Source organism: Salininema proteolyticum (genome assembly GCF_042685645.1).
Lineage (GTDB): Bacteria > Actinomycetota > Actinomycetes > Mycobacteriales > Micromonosporaceae > Salininema > Salininema proteolyticum.
The window spans coordinates 4,378,057-4,396,186 of the sequence record NZ_JBHUNX010000001.1 but is presented as its reverse complement, the minus strand read 5'-3'; the positions used below and the strand labels follow the sequence as shown (position 1 = coordinate 4,396,186).

Annotated in this window: 15 protein-coding genes; 8 read left to right on the top strand and 7 right to left on the bottom strand. The window is 69.9% G+C overall.

What is annotated here, in order from left to right:
- Positions 1-263: 263 nt before the first annotated feature.
- Positions 264-1,712: a hypothetical protein gene (locus tag ACFTE1_RS20345; protein WP_380617861.1), complete on the bottom strand. Its 1,449-nt coding sequence runs from the start codon at positions 1,710-1,712 to the stop codon at positions 264-266.
- 269 nt (positions 1,713-1,981) lie between these two features.
- Here ACFTE1_RS20345 and pdhA point away from each other — a divergent pair, with 269 nt between their 5' ends.
- From pdhA to ACFTE1_RS20330, 3 genes are read left to right on the top strand one after another with little or no spacing between them, the layout of a single operon-like run.
- Entirely contained in the window at positions 1,982-3,151 is a 1,170-nt protein-coding gene (gene pdhA, locus ACFTE1_RS20340; protein WP_380617862.1) for a pyruvate dehydrogenase (acetyl-transferring) E1 component subunit alpha, read from the top strand.
- Positions 3,148-4,116 carry an alpha-ketoacid dehydrogenase subunit beta gene (locus tag ACFTE1_RS20335; RefSeq protein ID WP_380617863.1) on the top strand — a complete coding sequence of 323 codons (969 nt, stop codon included), beginning with the start codon at positions 3,148-3,150 and terminating at the stop codon, positions 4,114-4,116. Before pdhA ends, ACFTE1_RS20335 begins: the two co-directional genes overlap by 4 nt.
- Before the next feature lie 11 nt (positions 4,117-4,127).
- Complete coding sequence (locus tag ACFTE1_RS20330; RefSeq protein ID WP_380617864.1) at positions 4,128-5,486, top strand: dihydrolipoamide acetyltransferase family protein; 1,359 nt, start codon at positions 4,128-4,130, stop codon at positions 5,484-5,486.
- Positions 5,487-5,731: 245 nt separating this feature from the next.
- Here the strand turns inward: ACFTE1_RS20330 and ACFTE1_RS20325 are convergent, their stop codons facing one another.
- On the bottom strand, positions 5,732-6,565 hold the full coding sequence (locus ACFTE1_RS20325) for an MBL fold metallo-hydrolase (protein ID WP_380617865.1): 834 nt from the start codon (positions 6,563-6,565) through the stop codon (positions 5,732-5,734).
- Positions 6,555-7,490, bottom strand: coding sequence for an MBL fold metallo-hydrolase (locus ACFTE1_RS20320; protein WP_380617866.1), 936 nt, complete (start codon positions 7,488-7,490; stop codon positions 6,555-6,557). Before ACFTE1_RS20320 ends, ACFTE1_RS20325 begins: the two co-directional genes overlap by 11 nt.
- 84 nt (positions 7,491-7,574) lie before the next feature.
- Here ACFTE1_RS20320 and ACFTE1_RS20315 point away from each other — a divergent pair, with 84 nt between their 5' ends.
- On the top strand, positions 7,575-7,886 hold the full coding sequence (locus ACFTE1_RS20315; RefSeq protein WP_380617867.1) for a LysR family transcriptional regulator: 312 nt from the start codon (positions 7,575-7,577) through the stop codon (positions 7,884-7,886).
- Between the two features lie 129 nt (positions 7,887-8,015).
- On the opposite strand, the gene ACFTE1_RS20310 is transcribed toward ACFTE1_RS20315, so the two are convergent.
- Complete coding sequence (locus tag ACFTE1_RS20310) at positions 8,016-8,873, bottom strand: serine hydrolase (RefSeq protein WP_380617868.1); 858 nt, start codon at positions 8,871-8,873, stop codon at positions 8,016-8,018.
- 378 nt (positions 8,874-9,251) lie between these two features.
- Positions 9,252-10,319, bottom strand: a complete 1,068-nt coding sequence (gene disA / locus ACFTE1_RS20305) for a DNA integrity scanning diadenylate cyclase DisA (RefSeq protein WP_380617869.1) — start codon at positions 10,317-10,319, stop codon at positions 9,252-9,254.
- A 190-nt stretch (positions 10,320-10,509) separates the two neighbouring features.
- Between disA and ACFTE1_RS20300 the strand changes: the two genes are divergently transcribed.
- The gene (locus ACFTE1_RS20300) at positions 10,510-11,100 is read left to right on the top strand and encodes a hypothetical protein (protein ID WP_380617870.1); all 591 of its coding nucleotides are present in this window, start codon (positions 10,510-10,512) and stop codon (positions 11,098-11,100) included.
- Between the two features lie 60 nt (positions 11,101-11,160).
- On the opposite strand, the gene ACFTE1_RS20295 is transcribed toward ACFTE1_RS20300, so the two are convergent.
- Positions 11,161-12,447, bottom strand: coding sequence for an adenylosuccinate synthase (locus ACFTE1_RS20295; protein WP_380617871.1), 1,287 nt, complete (start codon positions 12,445-12,447; stop codon positions 11,161-11,163).
- Positions 12,448-12,741: 294 nt separating this feature from the next.
- Here ACFTE1_RS20295 and ACFTE1_RS20290 point away from each other — a divergent pair, with 294 nt between their 5' ends.
- The 3 genes from ACFTE1_RS20290 to ACFTE1_RS20280 all read left to right on the top strand — a co-directional run bounded on the left by ACFTE1_RS20290 (position 12,742) and on the right by ACFTE1_RS20280 (position 16,063).
- Positions 12,742-13,611, top strand: coding sequence for a hypothetical protein (locus ACFTE1_RS20290; protein WP_380617872.1), 870 nt, complete (start codon positions 12,742-12,744; stop codon positions 13,609-13,611).
- A 236-nt stretch (positions 13,612-13,847) separates the two neighbouring features.
- Entirely contained in the window at positions 13,848-14,615 is a 768-nt protein-coding gene (locus ACFTE1_RS20285; RefSeq protein WP_380617873.1) for an SGNH/GDSL hydrolase family protein, read from the top strand.
- 176 nt (positions 14,616-14,791) lie between these two features.
- Positions 14,792-16,063: a DUF4253 domain-containing protein gene (locus ACFTE1_RS20280; RefSeq protein WP_380617874.1), complete on the top strand. Its 1,272-nt coding sequence runs from the start codon at positions 14,792-14,794 to the stop codon at positions 16,061-16,063.
- A gap of 6 nt (positions 16,064-16,069) precedes the next feature.
- Here the strand turns inward: ACFTE1_RS20280 and ACFTE1_RS20275 are convergent, their stop codons facing one another.
- Positions 16,070-17,920: a beta-propeller domain-containing protein gene (locus tag ACFTE1_RS20275; RefSeq protein WP_380762839.1), complete on the bottom strand. Its 1,851-nt coding sequence runs from the start codon at positions 17,918-17,920 to the stop codon at positions 16,070-16,072.
- Positions 17,921-18,130: the final 210 nt, after the last annotated feature.

The following is an 18,130-nucleotide window of genomic DNA, read 5'->3' as shown; positions in this document are numbered from 1 at the left end:
GTGAAAAATCACCCTGCTTATGTCATCTGTAACGGAAATTCGCATATGCAAGTTACGGCTTCGCGAAAAATCCCCTGTTAAGTCATCCGAACAGGTGAGGGCTTCGATCGCTCCATTGTGACGTGGAACTCCCTGGCAGTCAGGGATATCGGCGTTCCTTCGCGGACTCGCGGCGCGGCCCGCAGGAGGTGGCGGGCCGTCGGCGGCGATCGCGAGCGGGAATCGGAGAGTTGCAGATGCAGACGGGCGGCGGGGGAGGGCCGTCAGGGCGCCTCGGAGACGCCTTCGTTCGGCGCGCCCCCGTCGTCTTCGTTGGACGGAACCCCGTCTTCCGCGGGGGCGCCGCCCTCCTCCTCCGAGTCCTCGGAGGTCGCCGGATTGTCGGTGCCCTCCGCGAAGCCGGGCTCTTCGGGCTCCTCGACGGATTCGGGCGGTTCCCCCTCCGGGAACGGTTCCGGCGAGCCGGGATCCGCGCCGGAGACGGCGCCCGGGTCAGTGCCGGGAGCGGACTCCGCGACCGGTCCCCGTTCTTCGGAGGGCTCCGGTCCGGCGGGCCCGTCCGCTCGTGCGGACTCGTCCGGCGTCTGCTGGTGGCGCGGGGCGTCGGGCACCGCGACGGGCTCCGGTTCCCCAGGGGCCCCGGCCCGTTCGCGCTCCGGCGTCGGCGCCGCCTCGTCCGACACGTCTGTTCCATCGGCCTCTTCGAGGGTCCCGGGCGCCCCGGAAACCTCGGACTCGTCGAGCATCTCCCGGCTCGGAGAGGCCTCGGGCGCTTCGTCCGCCTCCGGTTCCATGAACGGCGGCGCTTCGGCCATGGGCGGGGCGGCCGGATACTCGACCTCGAGCTCGACGAAGAGCCGGGTCCGCTCCTCCTTGAGCTCCAGGCGCAGCTCGTCCTCCGAGGCCTCGACCCAGAGCCCGGACCCGCCGGGACTCCCGTCGTGGCCCCGGCCCGGATTGCCCTCGCGGTCCCCGCAGTGGCGCCCCCGCACGGGGTGCCCCGTCCGGTCGCACGGCCGCCCGTTCTCGGGCACCCGCCCGCCCTCGCCGGGATTCGAGGGGCGGGACGCCTCCTTCTCGGGCGTCAGCTTGAGCCTGGGGTTCCCGTCCGCCCTTCCGCTCTCCGGAAGGCGTCGCGCGCCGGACCCGTCGGAGCCTTCCGCTCCTCTCCCCTCCGAGCTCCCGGCCGCCTCGACGGCGTCCTTCTCCGCGTCGAGGCTCTGGCTGTCAACCGAGATGCGCGGCGGTTCGGGTTCGGACGCGGGAGGCGCGTTCGAGGGACCGTCCTCCTCCGGCAACTCCGTGTCGATCGCGCCGGGGGTCGGTGTCGGGAAAGGCGCCCAGTCGTCCATCTCGCGCAGGACGCCGAGGCCCACTCCGCCGAACGCCGCCATCGCCCCGATGGTCAGCGCCCCGAGGGTCAGGGGCACCCGTGCCCACGGCAGGGGCCCCGAACGGCCGGTTCCGTCGAGGGGGATCCGGGCGCGGCCGCTGTCGGCGACGCCCGCACGAGAGCCCTTCCCGATTCCCGTACCGGGCCGGGAGCCGCCCACGGCGGAGCCACCCGCTCCGGCGCCGCCCTCATCGGCGCGCGCCGTGCCGGTTCGGTCCCCGGGTTCGCCGGCGACGTCGCCGTCCTCGGCCCCGGTCCTGTCGGATCCTGTCCCGCCCGATCGGTCCCCACCCATCGCGGTCCGGTCTCCGCTTCGCATCAGCCACCTCCCGCGGCCTCCCGAGCCCGACCGGTGTCCATCACCCCACCGGCCGAACACTGTGGGAAACCGCTCACTAACCCAGAGGTTCTCTGGTCACACAGTTGTGTCCGACTGCCTGTGCTATGTCCGCGTATGTCCGGCAAAGCACGGTTACAAATCGCTTCTGGAAACCCACTCATTGTAATTGACCGGTGGCGGTTGTCCACAACCCCCGCCCTTCTGCGATGCTAGATGTACCGGTATCTCTTGAATTCGAGGAGGCGACCATGGGCACAGGTGAAAACTCGCCGCGTCCAACCAAGAAGAAGACGGCCAAGAGCCGTCAAAGTTCTTCCTCCAAGGCGAACGAACCTCAGTTCGTCCAACTGATCACCCCGGACGGCGAACGCCGCAAGAACCCCGACTTCGACGTCGATCTGAGCGACGACGAGTACCGCGGACTCTACGAAGACCTCGTAGTCGCGCGGAACCTCGACGCTCAGGGCACCGCCCTCCAACGCCAGGGCCACCTCGGCCTCTGGCCCTCCATGCTGGGCCAGGAGGGAGCCCAGATCGGCTCGGGCAAGGCGCTGTCGGCCAACGACCACGTCTTCCCGTCCTACCGCGAGATCGGCGTCCAGTACGCTCGCGGGCTCGACGTCATCAGCGCGTTCTCGCTGTTCCGCGGAGTAGACCTCGGCGGACGCGACGTCCACACCGACAAGTTCAACATGTACGAGATCGTCATCGCCTCGCAGACGCTCCACGCCACCGGCTACGCCATGGGCGTCACCCGTGACGGCGCCGTGGGCACCGAGGACGGCGAAGCGGTCATCACCTACCACGGCGACGGAGCCACCAGCCAGGGAGACTTCAACGAGTCCCTCGTCTTCGCCTCCGTCTTCGACGCTCCGATCGTGTTCTTCTGCCAGAACAACCAGTACGCGATCTCCGAGCCCGTCACCACCCAGTCGAAGGTCCCGCTCTCGCAGCGAGCCACGGGCTTCGGCATCCGCGACTACCGCGTGGACGGCAACGACGTCCTCGCCTGCTACGCCGTCACCAAGGACGCGCTCTCCAAGGCCCGCCTGGGAGAGGGACCCTCGCTCATCGAGGCCGTCACCTACCGCATGGCGCCCCACACGACCTCCGACGACGCCACCCGCTACCGGGACAAGGACGAGGAAGAGGCGTGGAAGGACAAGGACCCCATCACCCGCTACCGCAAGTGGCTGGAGAACGCGGGACTGGCCGACGAGGCCTTCTTCGAGTCCGTCGACGCCAAGGCCGACGAGGCCGTGCGCACCCTCCGCGACAGGGTCATCAACCTGCCGGACCCGGACGTGAGCCAGATGTTCGACCACGTCTACGTGGACAACCCGGTGGAATTGGAAGAGCAGCGCCGTGACGCGGTCGAGTTCCGCGCCTCGCTGGAGGAAGGGAGCGACGCCCGATGAGCATGACCATGATCAAGGCCCTCAACGAGGGCCTGCGCAAGAGCATGGAGACCGACGCCAAGACCCTCGTCATGGGCGAGGACGTGGGCGCCCTCGGCGGCGTCTTCCGCGTCACCGACGGCCTCAAGAAGGACTTCGGCGCCGACCGCGTCATCGACACCCCGCTGGCCGAGTCCGGCATCGTCGGCACCGCCATCGGCCTCGCCCTGCGCGGCTACCGGCCGGTGGTGGAGATCCAGTTCGACGGCTTCGTCTACCCGGCGTTCGACCAGATCGTGTCCCAGCTGGCCAAGATGCCCTACCGGTCCGGCGGCAACGTCCGCCTCCCCGTGGTCATTCGCATTCCCTACGCCGGCGGCATCGGCGCGGTCGAGCACCACTCGGAGAGCCCCGAGTCGTACTTCATCCACACCGCCGGGCTCAAGGTCGTCGCGCCGTCGACGCCGGAGGACGCCCACTGGATGATCCAGCAGGCCGTCGCCGACGACGACCCGATCGTCTTCCTCGAGCCCAAGCGCCGCTACCACTCCAAGGGCGAGGTCGCCGACAGCGCCCCGTCCGGCCTCTACGAGGCCCGCACCCTGCGCCAGGGCTCCGACGTGACCCTGATCGGCTACGGCGCCACAACCGACCAGCTCCTGGCCTCGGCCGACGCCGCCGCCGAGGAGGGACGCTCCGCCGAGGTCATCGACCTGCGCTCGCTCTCCCCGGTCGACTGGCCGGTCCTGGAGGAGTCGGTGCGCCGCACCGGCCGCGCCGTGGTCGTCCACGAGGCCTCCAAGACCCTCGGACTGGGCTCGGAGATCGCCGCGCACCTGACCGAGTCCTGCTTCTACTCTCTTGAGGCACCCGTCCAGCGGGTCACGGGCTACGATGTGCCGTATCCGGCCAGCCGCCACGAGGACGACTTCCGCCCCAGTGTGGACCGCATCCTCGACGCCGTCGACGCCACGTTCGAGTACTGAGGGAGAGGGTCATGGCTCAGGAGATAGTATTCAATCTGCCCGACCTCGGTGAGGGTCTGACCGAGGGAGAGGTCGTCAACTGGCTGGTCAAGCCAGGCGACGACGTCAAGCTCAACCAGCCCTTCGTGGAGGTCGAGACCGCCAAGGCGCTCGTCGAGGTGCCCAGCCCCTACGACGGCACCGTGAAGGTGCAGCACGTAGAGGAGGGCGTCGTCCTCGACGTCGGCTCCCCGCTGGCGACCTTCGAGGTCGAGGGCGCGGCCGCCGCCGAGGACGCCCCGGCCGAGGCGCCGGCCCAGGAGGAGGCGCCGAAGCGCACCCCCAACCTGGTCGGTTACGGAGCCTCCGAGGAGGCCCCGAAGCGCCGCCGCCGCCGCAAGAAGAACGAAGCCCCCGAGGCTCCGCAGGCCGCACCCGCGCCGACTCCGGCACCGGCGCCCGCCGCTCCGGCTCCGGCCGCCCCGACCGGTTCGCCGGTCCTGGCCAAGCCGCCGGTGCGCAAGCTCGCCAAGGACCTCGGCGTCGACCTGCACACCGTCGTCCCGACCGGGCCGAACGGCACCATCTCGCGCGACGACGTCCAGCAGGCCTCTCAGGGAGGCGCCGCGGCGCCCTCCGCCGGGTCCGCGGCTCCCGCGGGCTTCGCCGCCCAGGGCGTCCCCACCGGCGGCGAGGAGCGGATCCCGATCAAGGGCGTCCGCAAGATGACCGCCGCGAACATGGTGCAGAGCGCCTTCACCGCGCCCCACGTGACCGTCTTCTACACCGTCGACGTCACCGAGATGATGGACACGGTCAAGAAGCTCAAGCAGCACCCGGACTTCGCCGACGTCAAGGTGACGCCGTTGCTGCTGGTCGCCAAGGCCTGCATCGCCGCCGTCAAGCGCCACCCGATGATGAACGCCAAGTGGGACGAGGCCGCCGGGGAGATCGTCGTCAAGCAGGACGTCAACCTCGGCATCGCCGCCGCCACGCCGCGCGGCCTCATCGTCCCCAACGTCAAGGCCGCGCAGACGCTCAGCCTGCACGGCCTGGCCGGGGCGTTCGGCGACCTGGTCGCCACCGCGCGCGACGGGAAGACCTCCCCGGCCGACATGGCCGGCGGGACCTTCTCCATCACCAACGTGGGCGCCTTCGGCGTCGACACCGGGACCCCGATCCTCCCCCCGGGAGAGTCGGCCATTCTCGTGTTCGGCGCGGTCCGCGACCAGCCGTGGGTGCACGAGGGCGAGATCAAGGTCCGCAAGGTCACCCAGCTGGGCCTGTCCTTCGACCACCGGCTCATCGACGGTGAGCAGGGCTCCAAGTTCCTGCGCGACGTCGGCGAGTTCCTGGCCGACCCGGGCATGGCCTCGCTGGCCTGGGGCTGACGCCCGTTGAGCGATGAGGGGAGCCGGTCGGACCGGCTCCCCTCTCTTTCTGCGGTTCCCCGCTTGCGGCACCGCGGCACTCCGCACCGCGACCGTCGCCTTCACTCTCGCCTTGACCTTCGGCTGTCGCACTGCGACCTCACGGCGAACAGTTCCCGAACTCCCGCGCCGCGGACGGCGACTCCGCTCCCGCCCTCGCCTGTCGCACGGCGGAAGATCCCCTAACCTCGCACAGCGGACGGCGCTCAACCGCCGAACGTGGCGCTCTCCAAGTGGTCCAGCAGCACGAACTCCGACTCGGGGCTGGCCTCCGCGACCCGGTCCCCCAGGGCGTGGCCGCCGAGCCAGTCCACGGCCGGCTCCGTTAGCGGCTCCTCGTAGTCGTCCCAGTGCGTCGGCACCACGTAAGGCGGGTACCCCGTGGCCGCGAGGATCCTCTCCACCGGCCGCGGATAGTTCGGACTCGGCGTCTGCAGGAACAGCACCGTCGGCCGGACGCCCTCGATCTCCCTCTCGTGGAAGGCCGACGTCCCCCCGAAGAACAGCGACACGTCCCCGAAGGTCACCAGGTAGGCCAGGCTTCCTCCCTCGACCAGGTCGCTGATCGTCTTGGGCCGCTTCGGCACCCGGCCCGGGCGCATCCCCGAGAAGAGGATCGTCTTGTGCTTCCCGCCGGCGTTGTGCGAGGCGCGGAAGACCTCGACGGTGTAGCCGTCGAACTGGTAGAGCTCTCCCCCGCCGACCTCGGCCAGCTGCTCGCCCGGGACGTCCTGGGCCCGCAGGAGGTTCAGGTGCGTCTCGGTCCCCAGCACCGTGGCCCCCGTCTTGGGCGCCACATAGGGCAGGTCCGCGATGTGGTCCCAGTGGCCGTGCGTGATGAGGACGCTGTCGGCCTCGCCGATGTGCTCGTCGACGGCCGTCTCGTCGATCTCCAGCCGAGCGTCGCGGTCCCAGTCGCTCTCCTTGGTCGCGCCGGTGCGGAACCGCGTCACCCACGGGTCGACGAGGACGGTCTTGCCGTTTCCCTTGAGCTCCCAGGCGTTGGTGCCCAGCCAGCGAACGGTCACTTCAGAAGTCATGGCTCTCCAGGTGGTCGATGAGGATGAACTCGGACTGCGGGCTCGCGGCCTCCACGCGCTCGCGCATCCGGGCGACGCCGCCGCGGATGCCCTCCACGGCGGGCTCCGTGAGCGGCTCGTCGAAATCGTCCCAGTGGGTGGCTATCACGTAGGGCGGGTATCCGGTGCACTCCAGCAGCCGCTCTATGTAGTCGGGGGTGTGGCTCCCGCCGGGCTGGACGAAGACGGCCGTCGGGCGGATCCCCTCGATCTCCCGGTGGTGGAAGTTCGCCGATCCGGCGTTGAAGAACGAGACTCCGCCGAAGTCCAGCAGGTAGGTGAGGCTGCCTCCCTCCAGCAGCTCGTTGATCCGCTTGGGGCGCGGGGGCACCGAGCCCGGCCAGGAACCGCCGAAGGCGATGGTCTTGTGAGTCCTCCCCGCGGAGTGGGAGGAGCGGAAGACCTCGACGGTGAAGCCGTCGAACTTGTACAGCTCGCCCCCGGCGACCTCGGCCAGCTGCTCTTCGGGGGCGTCCATGGCGCGCAGGAAGTTCAGGTGCGACTCGTTGCCGATGACGGTGGCGCCCGTCTTCCGCGCGACGTAGGGGACGTCGCAGATATGGTCGTAGTGCCCGTGGGTGACCAGGACGCAGTCGGCTCCTCCCACGTGCTCGTCGATCGCCTCCGGGTAGACCTCGATCTTCGTCTCGGGGTCGAACTCCCCCTCCTTGTAGGTGCCCGTGCGGAACCGGCTGATCCACGGGTCGATGAGGACGGTGGCCTCGGAGGTGGTGAACTCCCAGGCGTTCGTCCCCAGCCACCGGAGGCTCACGGTCCCGGTCGGTTCGGCGCGCGCCGGCGCGGCGTTGAGGACGCTCCCGGCCAGCGCCGCCGCGCCGGCGCCCTTCCAGAGCGTCCGCCTCTTGATCTCCATTCTCGTGTCCATGCCCCTCAGTCAACCGGACTCCGGCGCGCACTGTCCAATATCAACGGCGATATGGGGCCATGACGGTATCGGTATCATGGCCGGATGGACATCATGCGCCACCTCGAGTGCTTTCTGGCGGTCGGTGAAGAACTCCACTTCGGCAGGGCGGCAGAGCGCCTCGGCATGGAGCAGCCGCCCCTGAGCCGCCGGATCCGGCGGCTGGAGGAGGAGCTCGGGGCGGAGCTCTTCGACCGCGGCGGCCGTCGGACCTCCCTCACGGCCGCCGGGCACGTGCTCATGCGCGAGGCGCCGGAGCTGCTGCGGCAGTACCGAAAGCTGCGGACGCTGGTGCAGCGCGCGGAGTCCGACGGCGAGCGCCCCGATCCGCCCAGGCCCTGGTCCGAGATCTACTGAGTCCGGCCCGCGTCCACCGTCGAGTCCGTTCCCCGGAGCGCCCGGGCCCCTCGAAGAGACCGACGGAACGGGAAGTGCGGACGTGGCGGACGGGGCGCCGCCGGGGCGCGAACGAGCCACCGCCCCTTGTCAGGCCCGGTCCACGGCCTCGGTCAGCCGGAGGGCCGTCTCGCTCATCGCCCGGAACAGTTCGCGCGGCCTTCCCCCGTTCGCCTTGACGAACACGGCGAGGGCGTGCCGCCGCCCGTCGGGCCACTCCCAGACGGCGATCTCCATGAACCACCCGGGCAGCGTCCCGGACCTGCCGAAGTGGCGGACTTCGCTGGGGGCGAGGGTGGTCAGCCTCCCGCCGGTCAGTTGGCGGCCCATCCAGCGGCGCATGTCGTCGCGGAGGGGCCGCGGTCCGTTCCACACGCGCTCCAGGAACGCGGTCATGTCCTCCGGGGTGGAGGAGTTCGTGCGGGAGGGGTCCCAGGCGCTGGTGCGGCGGAGGTCGCCGGTCTTGACGGACTTGCCGGCGAGGATGCGGGCCAGGGACTCGAGGTCGGAGACGCCCAGGTCCCGGGCCACGTCCTCCAACACCGTCCGCGGCCCTCCGACCAGTCGCGTCCGCGGCAGCCCGAGTCGGGCCGGGAGGCTCCGGAGGGAGCCCAGTCCCAGGTGTTTGACGACCATGTCGGCCGCCGTGTTGTCGGAGACCTCCATCATGAGCGCGACCAGGTCGCCGAGGCTCGCGGTGGCGTCGTGGCGGAATCCGGCGGTGCCGGTCCCGCCGAGGCGGTCGGCGGCGGTGACGCGGACGGTCTCGGCGGGGTCGATCAGCCCCTCCTCGACCTGACGGCGGAACTCCCAGGCTATGAAGATCTTCACGACCGAGACCAGGATGACCGGTTCGGTCTCGCGGACTCCCACCGTGCGGCCGGTGTCGAGGTCGCGGATGTGGGCGTGCGCGACGGCGTCGAGCGGAGTGAAGAGCGGGTCGATCACGGCGGTCTCCGATCGGTGCGGGCCCGTGCCCTGCCATTACTTCCCAGTTATTGGGACGTGAGGCAACTTACCTTTGATTCCATGGCAGGAACTGGATACGTCTGTTGTAATTGAGTGGTTGTCGCGCGACAGGGATGGTTTTCCAAGGCACGTGACCGAAGAACTTTATTCTCCTCCCACGGTGTTACGGGCGACGCCGCGCCTGAGCACCAATCGGAACCCTCCGTGGGTTCTCACAAGTCGGGGGTCTTCGACCAATGGGGTGGGTCGAAGGCCCCCGGTTTTCTTCTCATGTGAGAACCGGTCTTCGCGTGATACCGGACCCCGCATGAAACCAGGCCCCGCCCCCGACCTCCCGGCCGGTCGCGCCGACTCCCGTCAGAGGTAGCGTTCCAGAATCGACGACTCCGCGATGCGGGTCAGGCCGTCGCGAATACCGACCGCGCGGGACGGCCCCACGCCCGTCACCTGCCGCAGATCCTCCACACTCGCGCCGAGCAGCCTCGGCAGCACCTCGAACTTGCGCACCACGCGGTCCACCACCGGCTCGGGCAGCCGCGGCAGCTTCGACAGCAGCCGGTAGCCGCGGGGAGAGACGCGCTGCTCCAGCAGGTCCGGGTCCGGGTCGAAGCCCATGAGGTGGCCGATGGAACCGAGGTCGAGCAGGTCGATGGACGACATCGCGTCCACCTCCCGCAGGATGTCCGCGTGGTTCTCGAGGTCCGGAACGTAGTCCCGCACCACCAGCTCGCGGCTGCGGCCCACTCCGGCCATGAGCTCGTCCAGCTGGAGGGCCAGCAGGCGGCCGTCGGTGCCCAGCTCGATGACGTGGCCCTCGACCTCGTCGGCGATGTGGCGGGCCATCTCCAGGCGCTGGACGACCAGGACGACGTCCCGGATCGTCACCAGGTCCTCCACCTCCAGGGCGAATAGGTTGCTGGCGACCTGGTCGAGGCGCTGCTTATAGCGCTCCAGGGTCGCGAGGGCCTGGTTGGCCCGCGACAGGATCGTCGTGGACGGCTCCAGGAGGTGGTGCAGTCCCCGGAAGTACAGGCCGATGGTGTTCATCGACTGGCTGACCGAGATGACGGGGTAGCCCGTCTGCAGCGCCACCCGCTCGGCCGTGCGGTGGCGGGTACCCGACTCCCGCGAGGGGATCGCGGCGTCGGGCATGAGGTGGACCCCGGCCCGGACGATGCGGGAGAGGTCGGAGGTCATGACGACCGCTCCATCCATCTTGCACAGTTCACGGAGCCGCGTGGCGGAGAACTCCACGTCCAGTTCGAAACCGCCGGTGCTGATATGGTCGACCGTCTCATTGGACCCGAGCACTATGAGAGCGCCGGTGCGTCCGCGCAGGATCCGCTCGAGTCCGTCGCGCAGCGCCGTCCCCGGCGCCATGGTCGCGAGCGTGAGTCGCAGATCCTCGTCCGGTGCGCCTGCCACTGTGCCCTCCTCGCCTGCTGTGGACCTCCCCTCTCCGTGCCGCGGAGGGGTTCACGGGGGAGAGTGCCGTGGTCGTACACCACCTTCCCGCAGAGAACGCTACCCGGTAACCACGGCGCTGGGGATAGTGACGTCCATCTCGCGACAGTCCGTGGCACGGCGATAGAATCGCGGTGACGAGGGGAGGCCCATGAGAAGGAAGACGGAGTGGACGCAGGTCCCGCGCCGCGCGCCCCTCTACCGTCTGACCGCCCTGGCCGGGTATCTGGCCGGCGCCGCCGGCGTCTACGCGGTCATGAAGTGGCTGACCTCGGTCGAGCCCGCCGTGCTGGACTCGGGGCAGGACAACCCCGTCGTCCGGATCCCGCTCTTCCTCGCCTCACTGGCCTGCCTGGGGGCGCTCTTCTTCATCGTGCCCCTGGTGCGCCGGCCCCGCCTGGCGGCCAACCACTTCGGGCTGCGGATCCGCCCGGGGTTCACCAAGACGCTGGTCATCCCCTGGAGCAATATCGAGGAGATCGCCGCCATCACCGTGACCGGGCGGAGGCCCGTCTCCTACCTCCTCCTCGCCACGGACTCCTACCTCGGCCTGGGCGACAGGCCCAGCTTCACCGACCGGACCGTGCTGCGCGAGGCCAATCGCGCCACCGAGGGCCTCGTTTCCGGCTTCGACGTCGCCGTCCGGTGCCAGGACTTCGCCCTCTCCCCCGGCAAGCAGCTGGCCCAGCTGGCCTCCTACGCCCCCGGGCACGTGCGGATCGTCGACCGCCTCGGCGGCTGAGGGCATGGAAAAGGGGGGCGGGTCGCCCCGCCCCCCTTGGAAGTCCTTACGGCACCGGTCCTACATGATGTCGTGCCGGACCACGTTCTCCTCGCGGCCCGGGCCGACTCCGACCACGGAGACGCGAGCGCCGCAGAGCTCTTCGAGGCGCTCGATGTACGACTGCGCGTTCTTCGGCAGCTCGTCGAACTTCCGGCAGTGCGAGACGTCTTCGAACCAGCCCTCGTGGTACTCGTAGACCGGCTTCGCGTGGTGCACGTCGGTCTGAGTCATCGGCATGTCCTCGTAGACGGTGCCGTCGACCTCGTAACCCACGCAGATCGGCACGCGCTCCAGCTCCGAGAGCACGTCCAGCTTGGTGACGACCAGGTCGGTGATCCCGTTGACGCGCACGGCGTAACGGCCGAGGACGGCGTCGAACCAGCCGCAGCGGCGCCGGCGCCCGGTCGTGACGCCGTATTCTCCGCCCTTCTTCAGCAGGAACTCGCCGTGCTCGTCGAAGAGCTCGGTCGGGAACGGGCCGGAGCCGACGCGGGTGGTGTAGGCCTTGATGATGCCGATGACCGTCGAGATCTTGTTCGGCGCGATGCCCGAGCCGACGGCCGAGCCGCCGGAGGTCGGGTTGGAGGACGTGACGAACGGGTAGGTGCCGTGGTCGACGTCCAGCATGGTCGCCTGGCCGCCCTCCAGGAGCACGTTCTTGCCGTCCTCGATCGCCTTGTTGAGGACCAGGCGCGTGTCGGCGATGTAGGGCTTGAGGCGCTCGGCGTAGCCCAGGTACTCGTCCACGACCTCTTCGGCGTCGATGGCCTTGCGGTTGTAGACCTTCACCAGGATCTGGTTCTTCTCGCGCAGCACCATGTTCAGCTTGTCGCGCAGGATGCCCGGGTCGAGGAGGTCCTGGACGCGGATGCCCATGCGCGCGACCTTGTCGGCGTAGGTGGGGCCGATGCCGCGGCCGGTCGTGCCGATGCGCGACTTCCCGAGGTAGCGCTCGACGACGCGGTCCAGGGCGCGGTGGTGGGGCATGATCAGGTGGGCGTCGGCGCTCAGCTTCAGGTTCGACACGTCCACGCCGCCGGCGGTGAGCTCGTCCAGCTCGGAGATGAGGAACTTCGGGTCCACCACGACGCCGTTGGCGATCACCGGCGTGACGCCCGGTGTGAGAATCCCCACCGGGACCAGGTGGATGGCGTATTTGGTTCCGTCCGGAGTGACCACGGTATGGCCCGCGTTATTGCCCCCCTGGTAGCGGACCACATAGTCCATCTCCGCTCCCAGCAGGTCCGTGACCTTGCCTTTTCCTTCGTCGCCCCATTGCGTACCGACGACAGTGATCGCTGGCATTGCGCCTACCTTCCCGGGAAGAATCGACCCGATTACCGCCCAAGCCTAATAGGTTACCCAGTGAATCCCAAACACCCCCTGACAACACCACATATGTCGACACATTTCCGAGATGTCCCGCCTGCGCTTCCGGCCGGCGGCCCGGCCGGAAGCGCAGGCCGGAAGCCCGGGTCGGGGACTCCGGACCGGAGACCCGCCCGGCGCGGGGCCGCCGCCCGGCGCGGGGCCGTGACGGGCGTCGAACGGCGGTCGGGCGCGGTCCGGGCCGTATCAGCGGCCTTCTATGGTGAGGGCGTGAAGACTGTCGTGCTGAGCCTCGCCGAGAAGAACTGCACCTCCTCTTGCTGCGAGGGCGACTCGGACCACGCCTCCGACCCGTCGTGCGGAGTGCGCACCCAGGTCCTCCATTTCGTGGACGCCATGAAGAAGCGGGGCCTGGAGACCGAGCTGGTCACCGCCTCCGAGGTCAAGGAGGTCGACCCGTTCGTCGAGCGGACCGACGCCCGCCTCGTCGTCGCGGCCGAGTCGGACGCCCAGCTCAACGCGATCGTCTCCCGCGCCGTGCGCCGGCTGGCCCCGCCCCCGAGCGGGCGCCCCGAGGACATGCGGCGCGACCGGACCGTCCCGGACCTTCCCGCCATCGGCGTCCTCCCCCTCGCCGAGACTCCCGAGCTGGTGAAGGAGCTGGGCCTCCCCAAGGACGGCGAGGCGCTGGCCGAGGCCCTCGCCGACGGACGCGTCCTGCGCACCGACCTCCTGCGCCACGACGGAGGGGGCGTCGTCGTCAACGGCGTCCGGCTCGGCGGCGGCGACAAGCCCTGGAGCGGGCTGGTCAACCTCGACGAGTCCGTCCTCACCCAGCCCGGAGAAGTCGTCCTCGCCTGCACCGTGGCCGTCGCCGGCACCTACGGGAGGAGCGACGGCATGGAGCTGGTCGACGCCGACCCCGCCGACGGGAGGCTCGACGTGGCCGTCGCCGTCCCGGTGACCGTGGGCCGGTTCCGCAAGCGCACCCGCGTCGAGATCCGCCGCGGCCGGGGCAGGGCGGTGGCGATCACACCGACCGAGTCGGCCGTGACGGTCTCCGACGGCGTCGTCGACAAGCTCTCCCGCAAACGCACCTGGTGGATCGAGCCCCAGGCGGCGGGCTGGTACACCGTGTGACCCGGCCCTCGCTCCCGGTCGGCGGACTCCCCGCCGAACATGTGTCCGGACGCGCCACCGGCGGGTGAGCGCTTTCGAAACCCGACCCCCGAATGTCATAATCGTCGGTATCGAGGGCGCCTGACACCAGACTCCCCCGCACCGCCGAACACCGCCGCCACTCCGGGCCGCGAGGCCGACCGGGGCGGCACCCGCCGCAGACACGGTATGCGGGCCTCTCACCACCAGGAGACACTATGACGGGGAAATACTCCAGTTACGTCGCAGTAGGAGACAGCTTCACCGAAGGGGTCGGCGACCCCGCCCCGACCGGACGGCGGCCCCGCGGCTGGGCCGACCAGTTCGCCCGGGCCGCCTCGCGCGGCAACCCGGACTTCGCCTACGCCAACCTCGCGATCCGCGGCCGCCTCTTCGACGCCGTCGTGGACGAGCAGATCCCCCCGACCATGCGTCAGAACCCCGACCTCGTGTCCTTCGCCGCCGGAGGCAACGACGCGCTGCGCCCGTCCTTCCACCCGCAGCGGCTGGCCACCCGCCTCCACGAGGTCGTCCGCCTGCTCAAGGCCTCCAACGCCGAGGTCGTCCTCTTCACCTCCGCCGACGTCACCTACCACCTTCCCGGGACCTCGCTAATGCGCAAGCGCTTCGGCGCCATGAACGACATGATCCGCACCGTCGCCGACCGGCACGACGCGATCCTGGTCGACCTCTGGCCCGACGAGGCCTTCCGCAACCCGGTCTTCTGGTCCGAGGACCGCCTGCACCTGTCCACCAAGGGCCACATCCAGGTCGCGACCCGAGTCTGCGAGGCCCTCGACATCGAACCGATCCCGGAGTGGAGCGAGTCGCTCGAACCCGCCGAGTCCGCCGCCGAGGCCGCCTCCAAACTCCAATGGGCCCGCAAACACCTGGGGCCCTGGGTCAAACGCCGCCTGACCGGTCAGTCGAGCGGGGATTCCCTGGACCCCAAGCGTCCCGAGCTCTCCCCCGTCTCCGACTCCTGAGCCCCGGGAGCCCCCGTGATCCCCAAGACGATCTTCCTTCTGGCCACCATCCTTTGGGCCGCCTGGCTCTTCGGTCTACTATTCACCAAGAAGAGGAAATCCAAATAGCCCGGCGTCGTCGGCGACCGCCCCTGCCGACACTCCTGCCCAGACAGCCCGAGAGACGATGAGGAAACGTGGGACTGCTCCAACGACTACTCGGCCGTCGGGACACGCCCGACAGCGTTCCCGCCGAGACCGGATCTTCCGACGGCTCCGACGGTGACACCCCTGAAGACGGACACCGCCCGGAGCAGGACGCCTCCCAGCCCGACGCGCGCCTGCCACGCCAGTCGGCCGCCCTGGACGACTCCGCCCCGGCCGCCTCGGCGGCGGAGGACGAAACCGCCGAGGAGCCCGAGGCCCCGATAGAAGAAATAGAAGAAGAGGAGTCCGCGCCGGACGGCGAAGGCGCGGAGGAACCGCCCCCCGGCGTCATCCCCTTCCCCGTCGCCCAGGCCACCGCGCCGGACGTCCCGGCCGACCCGTCGCTCGACGAGCCCATCGTCGCCGCGTCGGTCAAGCAGAGCCCCGGCCGAAAGGCGTCCGAACCCGCCACGCCGCCAGAGGAGGAGCTGGATGCGGACGACGGGGAGATGGACGATACTGGAGCCATGTTCACTCCACCGAGGCCGAGCCGCGACCTGCTCACCCTGACCCCGCCGCCGCCTCCGCCGGACGAACAGCGCGGCGAGATACCCAATCCCGAGTCGCCCCGGCCCGCCCTGGCCGAGGCCGGAGTCTCGGTGGGGCGCTTGCAGAAGCTGGCCACCCTGCCCGCAACGACGCTGTGGGCCGCTCCGGTCAGCGCCTCGGAGGCACTCACGACGTGGCTGTCGGTCCGGCAGGCCGCCGAGCGGACCGGATGGATGCCGGTGCTGTTGGGGAGCGCCGAGGACTGGCGCGACGGCGGCGAGTCGATCATCCACGAGGGCGACGAGGAGCTGGGCCGCGCCGAGAGCATAGACCCGGCGATCGTCCTGCAGCACAAGTCCGCCGAGGCCGGCGAGCCCGCCCGCGGGGTGCCGATCCTCCAGCGCCGCAATGACACCGACTTCGACACCCCGACCCGGTCGGGGCTCCTCGGCCTGGTCCGGGCCGAGCACTCGTGGCAGATCCCCGCCCTGGTTTCCTGGAAGGGGTCCACCAACTGGGAGCTCTACGGCGCCGAGCACGCCGCGATCCTCAAACACTGGGACGAGAAGTACGACATCGACGTCATCGCCATGACCTTCGACGTCATCGAGCTGTTCGTCTCGCACCCGCCGGAGACGGACTCCGAGGCCCTGGAGGCGGCGCACGAGGCCTACGCCTACTGCCCCGACCTCCTGGACTCCGGAGTCCCCACCGTCCAGGACCTCGCCGAGCACATGATCAGGTCCCGCGCCTGGTACTTCCGCTGGACCTGATCCGCCTCACCACCGGTGGACGGTGCTGTCGGAGAGGTCGTCCAGGTTCGTGGCCACGGCGCCGCCCCGGTCCACGGTCCAGAGCGTGTCGCCGATGACGAGGGTTCGCATGGAGCCCGTCTCGAAGTAACCCTCGCCCGCCAGCTCCGTCGCGTCGATCTCGCCCGCGTCGGAGATCTCGTCGCCCTTGACCTCCAGGAGGTTCACCGAGGCGCTGTAGCCGCCGCTCCAGTCGGTGGCCGGCAGCGCCAACAGCGAGCGCGGCTCCCAGTACAGGAACGCGTGCGAGTCGAACTCGACCGACGCGTGGGAGCCGGGGTCGACGTACTGGTCGAGCACCGCCGCCTCGTCGCCGGAGACGTCGAACAGGCTGACCTGCATGCCCTCGGTGCGGCCCTGCTCGTCGGCCTCCTGCCCCACGCCCAGCAGCCGGCCGGTTCCCATGGGGTGCAGGTAGGCCGAGTAGCCGGTGATCTTCAGTTCGCCGGTGACCTCGGGGTCGCGCGGGTCGGACAGGTCGACGGTGTAGAGCGGGTCGGTCTGCCGGAAGGTGACGACGTATCCCGTGTCGCCGATGAACCGGACGGCGTAGATCCGTTCGTCCTCGCCGAGACCGCCTATCGCGGAGGCCTTCTCCAGGGAACGGTCCTCCACGGCGAAGACGGTGACCGTCGACGAGGACTTCTCCTCCGCCTCGGGCGCGAACCCGCGCGGTTCGAAGCCCCAGCGCGGCTCCTCGGTCGTGGCCACGCGGAGGTGCCCGTCGTGCTCGTTCATGGAGTACTGGTTGAGGAGGTAGCCCGGGACCGCCGCCTCGCCCACCAGGACCGGGTCGGTGCCGTTGAACGTGAAGCGGAAGATCTCCGTCTCGTCCTTGCTCTCGGGGCCGTACCAGGCGATTCCGGGACTGTGCGAGATGTACAGGGCGTCGGGGGTGCCGTAGACGGTCTGGCCGTCGGCCATGACCGTCAGCGGGTCGAAGCCGTCCCAGGAGGCGTCCACGTCCAGCGCGCCCACCGTGAGCGTCGAGCCGCCGCCGTACTCGGCGGGGACGGCTATGTCGGCGCAGGAGGGCTCCTGCTCCTCGCCGTTGGTCCGGACCGCCGGCACCCAGGAGGAGACGTCGGCGTCGGCCAGGACGTCCGCGACTGGTTCGCCGCCGGTGTAGAGCTCGACCTCGGGGGTCGAGGACACCGCCAGGCGCACTTGGCCGCCGGTGAGGCGGGCGTCGACTCCGGAGCCCTCCACGCGGACCTCGTCGCGGGGAGTCAGGTCGGACTTGTCGAACTTGGAGACGGTGTGGACCGTCCGGCCGCGGGCGTTCTCGTCGTCCATGTCGGTGAACACGACGATCGAGTCCTCCGTCAGCAGAAGGTTCGCGTTCCAGGCGCTTTCGGGGAACTCGTACTCGTGGACCACGGCGCCGGACTCGGCGTCGACCTTTCTGAGGGTGCCGCCGTGGACGCTGTAGAGGAAGTCGCCGTCCGTCTTCACCACGTCCGGTTCGTCGACGCCGGCCTCCGCGACGTTGGTCTCGGAGTACTCCTTCCCCTCGGAGCCGCCGGCGGCGTCGTCGGACGTCGCCGCTTCGGGGGCCGCCTCGAGGTCCTCGACCGCGCGGGTCCGGTCCGGCCCCCGCGCCTCGACGGCCGCGGTGACCCTGTTCGCGAGGGTCGTCATGACCTTGTCGCAGGAGTCGTAGGTCGCCAGCATCGCGGAGTCGACCCACTCCGCCGGCACCGCCGGCTCGGGGTCCGGGGTGGGGGAGGTGGAGGTGCAGGCCGCCGTGAGCGCCAGGGCGCCAGCGGCGGAGACGGCCGCCATCGACCGCCAAGGGTGTACTGTTCTGCCGTTCATACCGATGTGACGCTTGGAACAGGATTCCCGTTCCCGGTCGCGTCGCGATTTCGCCGACGTCCCGGCGTCCCAGGGTGATCGCAGGTCCCGGCCGGGTGCGGAGGCGGGCCCGTCGCGGGGCCTCGGTGTGGCCATCCCGGATTAGTGTCGGCCCGCGATTGCGGTCGCCGGAGGCGCGTAATATACTGGAGTCCGATTCCACGCCGGACG

Excerpts from the sequence above, each read along its gene's own strand:
- ACFTE1_RS20325 (WP_380617865.1), bottom strand. The coding sequence starts at position 6,565 with ATGACTTCTGAAGTGACCGTTCGCTGGCTGGGCACCAACGCCTGGGAG.
- pdhA (WP_380617862.1), top strand. The coding sequence starts at position 1,982 with ATGGGCACAGGTGAAAACTCGCCGCGTCCAACCAAGAAGAAGACGGCC.
- ACFTE1_RS20300 (WP_380617870.1), top strand. The coding sequence starts at position 10,510 with ATGAGAAGGAAGACGGAGTGGACGCAGGTCCCGCGCCGCGCGCCCCTC.
- ACFTE1_RS20335 (WP_380617863.1), top strand. The coding sequence starts at position 3,148 with ATGAGCATGACCATGATCAAGGCCCTCAACGAGGGCCTGCGCAAGAGC.
- ACFTE1_RS20320 (WP_380617866.1), bottom strand. The coding sequence starts at position 7,490 with ATGGACACGAGAATGGAGATCAAGAGGCGGACGCTCTGGAAGGGCGCC.
- ACFTE1_RS20295 (WP_380617871.1), bottom strand. The coding sequence starts at position 12,447 with ATGCCAGCGATCACTGTCGTCGGTACGCAATGGGGCGACGAAGGAAAA.
- ACFTE1_RS20285 (WP_380617873.1), top strand. The coding sequence starts at position 13,848 with ATGACGGGGAAATACTCCAGTTACGTCGCAGTAGGAGACAGCTTCACC.
- ACFTE1_RS20330 (WP_380617864.1), top strand. The coding sequence starts at position 4,128 with ATGGCTCAGGAGATAGTATTCAATCTGCCCGACCTCGGTGAGGGTCTG.
- ACFTE1_RS20315 (WP_380617867.1), top strand. The coding sequence starts at position 7,575 with ATGGACATCATGCGCCACCTCGAGTGCTTTCTGGCGGTCGGTGAAGAA.
- ACFTE1_RS20345 (WP_380617861.1), bottom strand. The coding sequence starts at position 1,712 with ATGCGAAGCGGAGACCGGACCGCGATGGGTGGGGACCGATCGGGCGGG.
- ACFTE1_RS20275 (WP_380762839.1), bottom strand. The coding sequence starts at position 17,920 with ATGAACGGCAGAACAGTACACCCTTGGCGGTCGATGGCGGCCGTCTCC.